Here is an 11,348-nt window from a genome sequence, read left to right on the forward strand (position 1 = left end):
AACGACCCGCGCCGCCGACACCGAGCCGGCTGGATTGCGGCTAAGTGACCCGGGCTCCGGGCATGGGGCCGCGGGCGGCCAGCGCCTCGCGGCAGACGCCGGCGGCGTTGATGTCGGCGGCCAACCGCTCGGCGTGCGCAGCGTCGGACGCCAGGAACACGCACGTCGGCCCGGACCCGGAGACCAGGCCGGCCACGGCGCCGGCCGCGCGGCCCGCCTCCAGCACGGCGGTCAGCTCGGGGCGCAGCGCGATGGCGGCCGGCTGCAGGTCGTTGCCGAGAGCCGCGCCGAGCACCGCCGGGTCGCGCTGGCGCAGCGCGGCCATCAGATCGTCGGCGCCGGCCAGCGCCTTGGGCGGGAACGGGCTCTCCCGCAGGCCGTCGAGCTTCGCGTACACCTCGGGGGTGGACAGGCCGCCGTCGGCGAGCGCGACGACCCAGTGCCAGGTGGTGGGCCGGGCCAGGATGGGGCTGACCGCCTCGCCGTGCCCGGTGCCCAGGGCGGTACCGCCGTGCAGCAGGAACGGCACGTCCGACCCGAGGGTCGCGCCCACCTCGGCCAGCTCGTCACGGGACATCCCGGTGCCCCAGAGCAGGTCACAGGCGATCAGCGCGGCGGCCGCGTCGGCGCTGCCCCCGGCCAGCCCGGCGGCGAGCGGGATCGATTTGCGCAGATGCAGCCGGGCGTGCGCCGGCACCCGGGTGCGCGCCGCCAAGGCCCGCGCCGCCCGGATGATCAGGTTGCTCTCGTCGAGCGCGAGCGACCCGGCGCCCTCGCCCTCCATGGTCAGCGCGAGCGTGTCGCCCGGCCGGGCGGTGAGCTCGTCGAACAGGCTGATCGCGTGATAGACGGTGTTCAGCTCGTGAAACCCGTCGGGCCGCAGCGGACCCACCCCGAGATGCAGGTTGATCTTGGCCGGCACCCGCACTCGCACCGGCCCACTGTGCCGGCGCGGCTCGTCGTCGTCCGGCCCCCACGCCTCCGTCACGGAGCAGTCTCCCGAATCGGCACCTCGATGGCGAACGGCTTGCTCAAGCGCTGCACCTCATCGGAATCACCGGCCGGCTCGTAGCCGCCGTCCACCAAGCCGTAGGCGTGCACGTGCCGCATCGGGTCGGGGGTCCACATGACGTGCTGGGTTGACTCGGCGGTCATGTGTCCACCTCCTCGGGCTGTCTGCCGGACGCGCTGAGCTTACCGCCGACGCCCGACGGTTTTGCCGCGGCGGCTATCTCGGCGAACTGGGCCACGGTCAGCGATTCGCCCCGGGCTTGCGGCGCTATCCCGGCCGCCACCAGTACCTTTTCCGCCTGCTGCGGCCCGCCCGCCCAGCCGGCCAGCGCCGCCCGCAACGTCTTGCGCCGCTGGGCGAACGCCGCGTCCACCACCGCGAAGACGTCAGACCGGTCGATGTCCGCCCTGGGTGGGGTGCGCCGGAGGAACGCCACGAGTCCGGAATCCACGTTGGGCACCGGCCAGAACACCGCCGGCGGCACCTTCCCGGCCGGCCGGGCGTCCGCGTACCAGGCGAGCTTCACCGACGGCACCCCGTACACCTTGGAGCCCGGCCCCGCGGTGAGCCGATCGGCGACCTCCTTCTGCACCATCACCAGGCCGCCGCGCAGCGTCGGCAACCCGGCCAGCAGGTGCAGCACCACCGGCACCGCCACGTTGTACGGCAGGTTGGCCACCAGCATGGTCGGCGCCGGGTCGAAATCCGCGGCGCCGACCCGCATCGCGTCGGCCGGGTGCACGGTCAGGTTGGGCGCCGCCACCGTCTCGGGCAGCGCCGCGGCGAGCCTCGGGTCGATCTCCACGGCGTGTACGTGCCGGACCGCGCCGACCAGGCCGAGCGTGAGCGAGCCGAGCCCGGGCCCGACCTCGAGCGCGACGTCGTCGGGGCGCAGACCGGCGGCGGCCACGATGCGGCGGATCGTGTTCGGGTCGTGCAGGAAGTTCTGGCCGAGCTTCTTGGTCGGCGACACGCCGAGGCGGGTCGCGAGCTCCCGGATCTCCGCCGGGCCGAGCAGTGCGTCAGCCATGAGGTCAGAGCCTACGGCCGAGGGCGGGCGGGCCCGGCCGCGACGGGGTAGAAAGCAGGAATGAGCGAGTTGCTCGAGCTGCATGGGGTGATCGAGGCGCCACCGGACCGGGTGGCCGAGGTGCTGCTCGACGTGCGCCCGGGCGGCCGCTCGCCGATCGCGGCCCGCGGCGAGCTGGCCGAGACCGACCCCGGCGACGACTTCGTGGTGACCCGGGACGGCAGCCGGCTGACCGTGTCGGTCGACCGCGCCCGGCGCACGGTCGCCTTACAGGGCGAGTGGTGGTACCGCGGGGTCACCTCGGTCGAGGCCGACCCGCGCGGCAGCCGGGTGGTGCACCGCATCTTCAACGTGGCGCCGAGCCACGGCTGGGCGGTGCGCTTCGTCTCCCGGGGCCCGCTGAACGCGGCGCCGGGGACGTTCGCCGAGCTGATGCGCGGCCTCGGCGAGCTCCTCGGCGCGGCGGCCTGGGTGGAGGACGACTGACGCCGAGGGCCAAAGAGGACTAACGCCACGGCCCGAAGACCCGCTCCCCGTTCGCCGAGATCGCGGCGCACAGGGTGTCCACATCGTCCCCGCGGGTCTCGGCGAGCGCCCGCACGGTCAGCGGGATCAGATAGGACGCGTTCGGCCGCCCGCGGTGCGGCATCGGGGTCAGGTACGGCGCGTCGGTCTCCACCATGATCTGCTCGGCCGGGGTGATCTCGGCGGCCGCCCGCAGCGCACCGGCGCTGGCGAAGGTCACCGTCCCGGCGAAGCTGAGGTGGAAGCCGCGCCGGACGCACTCGGCGGCGAAGTCCGCGTCGCCGGAGAAGCAGTGCATGACCACCGTCTCGGGCGCACCCTCCTCGTCGAGCACCCGCAGCACGTCCCGGTGTGCGTCCCGATCGTGGATGATCAGCGCCTTGCCATGCCGCTTGGCGATCGCGATGTGCGCCCGGAAGCTCTCCTCCTGGGCGTGCCGGCCGTCCTCGCCGGTCCGGAACGTGTCCAATCCGGTCTCCCCGACGCCGCGCACCCGCGGCTGCCCGGCCAGCGCCTCGATCTCGCGCAGCGCTTCGTCGAGATCGGACAGAATCGGCGCCTCGTTCGGGTGAATCGCGACCGCCGCCAGAATCGCCGCATTCCGGGCGGCCAGCTCGGCCCCCCAGCGCGACGAGGCGACGTCCACGCCGACCTGGACCAGCCGATCGATACCGGTCTTGGCGGCCGCGTCGATCAGCGCGTCGATCGGGTCGCCGGAGCCGTCGCCGGGCACCCCGGCCTCCTGAATTGTTAGATCCAGGTGGGTGTGGCTGTCGAATACCGGAACGGACAACGGCTCGGGCGAGGCGGGAAACTCCCCGCGCCGGCGTGCTTGCTTGTCCGTACGGGACCGGGACGGTGTCGGTGGCATGTGAGACATTGTGCACTTACGCCTGGACGCAACCGTTTGTTCACTTGAAATCCACTGTTGTCGCTTAACTTGCGGCCGTGACCTTGACCGGCGAGGACAGCGCGGTCGGCGCTGATCCCCTAGAGCCGCCCCTGTCGGCCCCCCTCCGCCGCGATCTCGGCTGGACCCAGGTCCAGCGGATGAGCCAGTCGGCGGCGTATCGCGACGATGTGGTGTTGCGGCGGATCCGCGCGACCGCGGCGATCCGCCGGGGCACCAGGATGACCAAGGTGCTCTCCCCCGCTCAGGTCGCCGGGCATCTCGGCGGCTGGCTTCCGTACGGGTTCTGCTACCGCGCCTGCGACATCGCGCACCTGCACGACCCGCATGACCTGACGCTGCTCGCCACCGACGGCGCCGCGGAGAGCACGGAAGTCGCCTACGCGCTGCGCTGGCGGGCCGTGGACCCGCTCGACTACGAGGTGCCGGCCGGCCCCACCCAGCCTGGGCTGGCGATGCTGCCCGCCCACTCGCGGGTCGGCGCGATGGTGCTCGGCACCGGGTTCACCCCGAGCACCGAGGACCTCATCCCGGAGTACATCACGGCCGGCTTCGCGGACCTCCCGATCCCGGCGAACGCGCAGCTCGTCGCGTACGTCGAGGGCAGCGAGGAGATCCTGCTCTACACCTACCAGCCGGAGCAGCACGGCTGGCTGCGGCTGGCCGGTCCGCGCTGGCGTCCGCTGCTGGACAACCTCCCCGGCGTCAGCCCCGACCGGGAGTACGTGCCGTGCACGACGCCCGGCTCGGCCAAGCTGGTCGGCCGGATCAAGGACAAGGAGTACGAGGCGGTCGCCGACCCGCCGGACGAGTTCCGCGTCCGCGCGCTCACCCGCGCCGCCCGGTACCCGGTGAGCACTCTCAGCCGCCGAGCCGAGCAGGCGCTATGGCGCAACACGCCGTGCTGGGTGCTGCAGCGCGACGACTCCTGGGCCCGCCTGCGCCTGGTGCGCCCGGACGCCGAGTCGCTCAACGAGACCGGCGCCCGCTGCTACGAACGAGGCGTCTACGAAACCTGGGCCCCCGTAGGCGAACTACAAGACCACCACATAGCCGACATCCCCTACACCCTGTAACCCAGCCCAACACCGGTATCCGCAGGCCGCCCCTCAACCGAGGACGACCCACGATCCCCCCGCTGATAACACCGGTATCTGCAGGGCGCCCCTCGACCGGGCACGGCCCGCGATCGCCCCGCTGATTACACCGGTATCTGCAGGGCGCCCCCGGTCCGGGAACGGCCCGCGATCGCCCCGCTGATTACACCGGTATCTGCAGGGCGCCCCCGGTCCGGGGACGGCCCGCGATCGCCCCGCTGATGACGAGAGGCCGCTTTTCGGCGCCGCGGGGTTTGCGGTGTCGAAAAGCGGCCTCTCGTCATCAGCCTCAAAGGGGCGATCGCCCGCGGAGCGAAGCGGAGCCAGCCAGCTCAGCCGCACGGGACAGTCCCCCCACGCGACTCATCTGCCCGACCGCAACCACCGCAAAGCGCACCCACCCAGCCCACCCCGCACGGGACAGTCGCCCCACGCGACTCATCTGGTCGACCGCAACCACCCGCCCAGCCCGCTAAGCGGAGCCAGCAAGCTCAGCTCTCGAGGCGGGCCAGTTCCTCGTCGACCACCGACGGCTCGAGCTTGCGGAAGACCGGTTTCGGGGCCGCCAGCGGGGTGCCGGCGACCAGCGGGACCGACTCCCACTTCGCGCCCACCGTGTAGTCGCCGGTCAGCACCGGGTAGGACGGGCCGCCGTCGAGGTCGTCGACCTCCTCGATGCGCGGCATCGGCGCGTGCACGCCCGCGCCGCCGAGCAGCTCGAACACCTTCTGCGCGGAGTGCGGCAGGAACGGGGTCAGCAACGTGTTCGCGTCGCTGACCACCTGCAGCGCCACGTGCAGGACGGTGGCCTGGCGGGGCTTGTCCTCGTCGGCCTTCAGCTTCCACGGGGCCTGGTCGGACAGGTATTTGTTTGCCTCGGCGACCACCCGCATCGCCTCGCCGATTGCCGCCTTCTGCCGGTGCCGGCCGATCAGGTCGCCGACCGTGCCGAACCCGGCCTTGGCCACCGCGAGCAACGCCTCGTCCTCGGGCGTGAGCTCGCCGGCCTCGGGGATCGCGCCGAAGTTCTTCGCCGCCATCGAGATCGAGCGGTTGACCAGGTTGCCCCAGCCGGCGACCAGTTCGTCGTTGTTACGCCGGACGAACTCGGCCCAGGTGAAGTCGGTGTCGGTGGACTCGGGGCCGGCCGCGGCGATGAAGTATCGCAGGGCGTCGGCGTCGTAGCGCTCCAGGAAGTCGCGCACGTAGATGACGACCCGCCGGGAGGAGGAGAACTTCTTGCCCTCCATCGTCAGGTATTCGCTGGAGACGACCTCGGTGGGCAGGTTGAGCCGGCCCAGCTCGCCCGGCTCGCCGCCCTTGTCGCCCTCGCCCGAGTAGCCCAGCAGCAGCGCCGGCCAGATCACCGAGTGGAAGACGATGTTGTCCTTGCCCATGAAGTAGTACGACTGAGCGTCCTTGCCCAGCCCGTCGGCCGACCACCACTGCCGCCACGCGTCCGGCTCGCCGGTGCGGCGGGCCCACTCGATCGAGGCGGACAGGTAGCCGATCACCGCGTCGAACCACACGTAGATGCGCTTGTCGGCGCGCTCCCGCCAGCCGTCCAGCGGGATCGGCACGCCCCACTCGAGGTCTCGGGTGATCGCCCGGGGCTGCAGGTCGTCCAGCAGGTTGCGGGAGAACTTGAGCACGTTGGGGCGCCAGTTCTCGCGGCGGTCGAGCCAGGCGCCGATCGCCTCGGCGAACGCGGGGAGGTCGAGGAAGAAGTGCTCGGTCTCGACGAACTCCGGCGTCTCGCCGTTGATCTTGGAACGGGGGTTGATCAGCTGTTCCGGGTCGAGCTGGTTGCCGCAGTTGTCGCACTGGTCGCCGCGGGCGCTCTCGTAGCCGCAGATCGGGCAGGTGCCTTCGATGTAGCGGTCGGGCAGGGTGCGCCCGGTGGACGGCGAGATCGCGCCCAGCGTGGTCCGGCCGACGATGTACCCGTTCCGCTCCAGAACGGTGAACAGCTCCTGCACGGTGGCGTAGTGGTTGCGGGTCGTGGTGCGGGTGAACAGGTCGTAGGACAGGCCCAGACCGTGCAGGTCCTCGACGATGACCCGGTTGTACCGGTCGGCGAGCTCGCGCGGGGTCACCCCGTCGGCGTCGGCCTGCACCTGGATCGGCGTGCCGTGCTCGTCGGTGCCCGAGACCATGAGCACGTCGTGACCGGCCATCCGCATGTACCGGCTGAAAACGTCGGAAGGCACCCCGAAGCCGGAAACATGACCGATGTGGCGCGGGCCGTTGGCATAGGGCCAGGCAACCGCGGCGAGAACGTGACTCATGGTTCCTAAGAGTAATGAGCGGCCCGGGCGGCTCGCGAACGGATTCGTTCTGGCGTCAGCGCGAAATGGCATTTATGGCGACACGCCCTTATTGTGCGTGATCGGCGCCCGGCGGCGTAGTCCAATGGACGGGTGATCGGAGAGACGCCGCAACCCGGGGAGAAACCCTCCAACGAGGGCAACCCCTGGTCGTTCTCCGACCCCAACCCGGGCTGGTGGCGCGGCGAGACCGACCGGGCCGCCACCGACCCGCCCACCGGACGCCAGCGGCGCCCTCGCCGACGTGCCCCGCAGCACCAGGAGGAGGCCGCCGCCGGCGTCACCGGCACCTTGCTGCCGCCCGGCGAGGCCGGGCCGCGACGTTCCGCCGAACAGGCGGAGGCGCACGCCGCGGGCGTCCGCGACACCACGCGCCACCTCGACCCGGACACCGAGCCGCCGGTCGTGGAGCGCCGGCACGACCAGCTGGACGAGCACCGGTACGACCCGCTGCGGCCGCCGGCCCGGAACCGCTCGCGCCGTGCGTCGGCGACCGCGGCCGCGCCGGTCACCGCGAAAAAGCCGCCCGCCGAGACGAAACCCGCGGCCGCCACACCCACGGCAAAGAAGCCGCCCGCCGGGGCGGAGGCCGGGGCCGCGGAACCGGCCACGGCCGAGAGCGCGCGACCGGAAATGCCGCCCGGCGAGGTGGCCGACTGGGCGGTCGAGATCACCGGCGAGCACAAGACCGTCGACGCCGAGGGCAAAGAGCCGGACGTGATGGTGCTGCCCGAGCCGAGCGCCCGCAGCCGGCCCACGGTGCCACTGGAGTCCGCCACGCCGCCGGGCACGGCCTCCGGCGTCACCAAGCAGAACCGTCGGGTGCTGCCCAACGAGCCGCTGCCCCGCGCCACCGGCGACCCGGAGACCGACGCGCGCCTGGAGCGGATGGAGAACTCCCCGTTCTGGCACACCGACCCGGAGCAGCTCCCCGAGCCGGCCGCGGCGGAGGAGCCCACACCCACCGCCACCCGGCGCGGGGCCCGGCAGGCAGCCCCGCACACCCCGATCGGGGCGCTCGCCTCGCTGATTGCGCTCGGCCTGGTCGCCGCGTTCTTCGCCTGGGTCAGCGCGGAACCGTTCTGGCTGGCCGTGGGGCACGGCACCCGCGGCTACGCGACCGTGACGAGCTGCACCGGCTCCGGCCTCACCCAGCACTGCGTGGGCCCGTTCGCCGCCGCCGACGGCTCCTACCTGGTCAGCCGGGTGACGCTGCTCGGGGTGGAGCCCGGTCACCGGGTGCCGGGCGCGGTCGCGGCGGCCCGGATGGTCAGCCCGGACAGCCCGCGCGCCTACCTCGGCAACACCAGCCCGCTGCTGGAGTTGCGCTGGATCCTCGGGTTCCTGATGGTGCTGTTGTGCGGATGGGCCATCGCGAGCGTGACCGGAGCGCGGCGGTTGGAGACCCGGACGGCCCGGCGCGGCGCGGTGCTGGCCAGCCTGGCCGGGCCCGTCTTGCTCCTCGCGGGGTTCTTGATCGCGGCGTTCTGAGCGGCGGGTCGGTGGCGGAACGGCCCCGGGCGGCCCTCACTCGGCCACGCGGGACGGCCCCGACGCGTACAGGGAAATGGTTTTAGGTGGTGTGCACCAGGCTGTAGACCTCGCGCTTCTTGAGGCCGAAGTCGTCGGCCACCTGCTGGATCGCGTCCCGGCGGGAGGCGCCGGCGGCCTCCCGGGCGGCCACCGCGGCGCGCAGCTCGTCGTCGGCCGGACGCGGCGGCGGACCGGCCGGCGCGCCCGCCACCACCAGGGTGATCTCGCCGCGCGGCTCGCCGTCCCGGGCCCAGGCGGCCAGCTCGGCGAGCGAGGCCCGGCGGATCTCCTCGTACGTCTTGGTCAGCTCGCGGCAGACCGCGGCCGCACGATCACCGCCGAAGGCCGACGCAAGATCGCTCAGGGCGCCCGCGATGCGGTGCGGGGCCTCGAAGAACACCAGCGTGCGCGGCTCGGCGGCCAGCTCGCGCAGGCGCGCGCGACGATGCGATCCGGTACGCGGCAGGAAGCCCTCGAACACGAACCGGTCGCTGGGCAGGCCGGAGAGCGCGAGCGCCGTGGTCACCGCGCTCGGGCCGGGCGCGGCCGTCACCGGGAAACCCGCCTCGAGCGCGGCCCGCACCAGCCGGTACCCGGGATCGGAGACGCTCGGCATGCCGCCGTCGGTGACCACCGCGACGGTCGCGCCCTGCTCGAGGGCGGCCACCAGCTCCGGCGTACGCCGCTCGTCGTTGCCCTCGAAATAGGACACCACCCGGCCGGCCACCGTGACGCCCAGATCCCGGGCCAGCCGGGCCAGCCGCCTGGTGTCCTCGGCCGCGACCACGTCCGCCGAGGCCAGTACCTCGCGTAGCCGGGCCGACGCGTCGCCGATGTTGCCCAGCGGCGCACCGGCCAGCACCACTCGGCCCGCGCCCTCTTCGTTGGCTGTCACGGCGAAAGTCCATCACATGCACGCCTTCTCAGCAGTAGGCCCTAGGATCGCGGAGTGACGACGGCGACAGCTGAGACAGAACTCACTCCGGAGCCGCCCGCGGCCGTGGAGCCCACCGGTGTGCGCGGCGTTCCCGAGATCGTTCGGCGCCGCCTGAGCACCCTCGACAACTGGCTCAACCCGCACTCGTGGCTCGTCACGCTCGTCGTGGTGGTGATCGCGGGCATCCTGCGGTTCCAGAACATCGGCCAGCCCAAGGGCTACATCTTCGACGAGGTGTACTACCCGACCGACGCGTGGGACATGATCCACCACGCGGTCGAGTGGGACGAGAAGACCAACGGCCCGGCGTACGTGGTGCATCCGCCGCTGGGCAAATGGCTGATCGCGCTCGGTGAGCTGGTCTGGGGCAACCACGAGACCGGCTGGCGGGTGCCAGCCGCGGTGGCCGGCACCCTGATGATCCTGATCCTGGTCCGGGTCGCCTACCGGCTGTTCCACTCGGTGCTGCTGGCCGGCACGGCCGGTCTGCTGATGGCGCTGGACGGCTTCCAGCTGGTGCTGTCCCGCACGTCGCTGCTCGACATCTTCCTCGGCCTGTTCGTGCTGGCCAGCTTCGCCGCCATCGTGCTCGACCGGGACCACTACCGCCGCCGGCTGCTGCGCGCGCTGGAGGACGGCTACGACCCGGCGAAGACCCCCGCGATACCCCGGATCGTGCCGTGGTGGCTGCTCGTCTCCGGCGTGCTGTTCGGGATGGCCTGCGGGGTCAAGTGGAGCGCGCTGTTCTTCCTGCCGTTCTTCGGCGTGCTGGTCGTGGTGTGGCGCTGGCAGGCCCGGCGCTCGGCGGGCATCCCACAGCCGATCATCGCGGGCATCTTCGGCGACTTCGGCTGGGGCGTGCTCTCCGTCGTCCTGTCGCTGATGACCTACCTGGCCACCTGGACCGGCTGGTTCGTCACCAACACCGGGTACTTCCGGCACTACCGGCAGGCCAACGGGCTCAGCGAGCCCCCGGTCATCGGGGCGCTGCGCAACCTGTGGCACTACCACGTCGAGGCGTTCCACTTCCACAGCCAGCTGACCGAGCGGCACGTCTACCAGTCCTGGCCGTGGCAGTGGCTGCTGCTCGGCCGGCCGGTCGCGTTCTATTGGGGCAACAGCGGCAACTGCGGGGCGCCCAGCTGCGCCCGCGAGATCCTGCTGCTGGGTACGCCGATCCTGTGGTGGTCGTTCCTGCCCGCGCTGGCCACGCTGATCTGGTTCGGCATCGCGCGGCGCGACTGGCGGGCCTGGGCGATCCTGGTGCCGGTGCTGGGCGGCATGCTGCCGTGGTTCTACTACGCGGTGAAGGACGGCCGGACGATGTTCTCGTTCTACCTCCTGCCGGCGCTGCCGTTCCTGATCCTCGCCGTGGTCTACGTGCTCGGGGCGATCATGACGCCGCCGACCGGGGTGGTGGCGGGCAAGGCGAGACCGGACCGGCAGGTGATCGGTACGGTCGTGGTCGGCGCCTACGTGGTGCTGGTGGCGCTCTGCTTCGCCTACTTCCACCCGATCTTCGTGGGGCAGCTCATCACGTACGACAGCTGGTCGTCGCGGATGTGGCTCGGCGGCCGCTGGATTTGAAGGAGCTAGGCGCGGAAACGGCCTGAACGTAAGGGCGCGCCCCGATCGCCTGCCACGGGGGAAGCGGGCGATAGGGGCGCGCAAGAAGAAGCTTAACGACCTCCGATGTCGGACACAACGGGTCGCCTGCCGAACTTTCAAATTTCGATCAAGCCACCTTGCCACATCGGACATTCCGGTTGTATTATCATAAGGTCGACTAATCGGACGACGAATTTGTCTCGCATTAAATGTCGCGCATGCGACATGAAGAATCTCGCCCGAATGGCGTAACCTTCTCCTGCCGCTCATTCTGCCGCAGCTCAGGACGATCATTTTTTCGATGGCACACATCGGTGCCCATCTGGTCAAACGCCGACGGTCATCATTTCGGCTGAATAGCGCTGGCGA

The 11,348-nt window shown here is 71.6% G+C and carries 10 protein-coding genes; 4 read left to right on the forward strand and 6 right to left on the reverse strand.

Annotation, left to right across the window (positions count from 1 at the left end; genetic code table 11):
* Positions 1 to 40: 40 nt before the first annotated feature.
* The 3 genes from ODJ79_RS23855 to rsmA are packed head-to-tail and all read right to left on the reverse strand — an operon-like array spanning position 41 to position 2,042.
* The gene (locus ODJ79_RS23855) at positions 41 to 988 is read right to left on the reverse strand and encodes a 4-(cytidine 5'-diphospho)-2-C-methyl-D-erythritol kinase (RefSeq protein WP_263025772.1); all 948 of its coding nucleotides are present in this window, start codon (positions 986 to 988) and stop codon (positions 41 to 43) included.
* Entirely contained in the window at positions 985 to 1,155 is a 171-nt protein-coding gene (locus ODJ79_RS23860; RefSeq protein ID WP_263025773.1) for a hypothetical protein, read from the reverse strand. The genes ODJ79_RS23855 and ODJ79_RS23860 overlap by 4 nt, the downstream gene beginning before the upstream one ends.
* Positions 1,152 to 2,042 (reverse strand): 16S rRNA (adenine(1518)-N(6)/adenine(1519)-N(6))-dimethyltransferase RsmA, encoded by an 891-nt coding sequence (rsmA, locus tag ODJ79_RS23865; RefSeq protein WP_263025774.1) that lies wholly within the window; start codon positions 2,040 to 2,042, stop codon positions 1,152 to 1,154. Before rsmA ends, ODJ79_RS23860 begins: the two co-directional genes overlap by 4 nt.
* Before the next feature lie 60 nt (positions 2,043 to 2,102).
* Between rsmA and ODJ79_RS23870 the strand changes: the two genes are divergently transcribed.
* Entirely contained in the window at positions 2,103 to 2,528 is a 426-nt protein-coding gene (locus ODJ79_RS23870) for a hypothetical protein (protein WP_263025775.1), read from the forward strand.
* A gap of 19 nt (positions 2,529 to 2,547) precedes the next feature.
* On the opposite strand, the gene ODJ79_RS23875 is transcribed toward ODJ79_RS23870, so the two are convergent.
* On the reverse strand, positions 2,548 to 3,447 hold the full coding sequence (locus ODJ79_RS23875; protein WP_263025776.1) for a TatD family hydrolase: 900 nt from the start codon (positions 3,445 to 3,447) through the stop codon (positions 2,548 to 2,550).
* Positions 3,448 to 3,515: 68 nt separating this feature from the next.
* On the opposite strand from ODJ79_RS23875, the gene ODJ79_RS23880 reads away from it, so the two are divergent.
* Positions 3,516 to 4,553 (forward strand): hypothetical protein, encoded by a 1,038-nt coding sequence (locus ODJ79_RS23880; protein ID WP_263025777.1) that lies wholly within the window; start codon positions 3,516 to 3,518, stop codon positions 4,551 to 4,553.
* A gap of 512 nt (positions 4,554 to 5,065) precedes the next feature.
* Here ODJ79_RS23880 and metG read toward each other — a convergent pair.
* Positions 5,066 to 6,862, reverse strand: coding sequence for a methionine--tRNA ligase (gene metG, locus ODJ79_RS23885; RefSeq protein WP_263025778.1), 1,797 nt, complete (start codon positions 6,860 to 6,862; stop codon positions 5,066 to 5,068).
* Between the two features lie 132 nt (positions 6,863 to 6,994).
* Here metG and ODJ79_RS23890 point away from each other — a divergent pair, with 132 nt between their 5' ends.
* On the forward strand, positions 6,995 to 8,392 hold the full coding sequence (locus ODJ79_RS23890) for a hypothetical protein (RefSeq protein ID WP_263025779.1): 1,398 nt from the start codon (positions 6,995 to 6,997) through the stop codon (positions 8,390 to 8,392).
* 82 nt (positions 8,393 to 8,474) lie between these two features.
* Here the strand turns inward: ODJ79_RS23890 and rsmI are convergent, their stop codons facing one another.
* A complete protein-coding gene (gene rsmI / locus ODJ79_RS23895) occupies positions 8,475 to 9,329 on the reverse strand; it encodes a 16S rRNA (cytidine(1402)-2'-O)-methyltransferase (RefSeq protein WP_263025780.1) in 855 nt (284 codons plus the stop codon).
* Between the two features lie 54 nt (positions 9,330 to 9,383).
* On the opposite strand from rsmI, the gene ODJ79_RS23900 reads away from it, so the two are divergent.
* Complete coding sequence (locus tag ODJ79_RS23900) at positions 9,384 to 10,958, forward strand: dolichyl-phosphate-mannose--protein mannosyltransferase (protein ID WP_263025781.1); 1,575 nt, start codon at positions 9,384 to 9,386, stop codon at positions 10,956 to 10,958.
* Positions 10,959 to 11,348: the final 390 nt, after the last annotated feature.

Origin of the sequence: Actinoplanes sp. KI2 (genome assembly GCF_025630775.1) — a bacterium.
Lineage (GTDB): Bacteria > Actinomycetota > Actinomycetes > Mycobacteriales > Micromonosporaceae > Actinoplanes.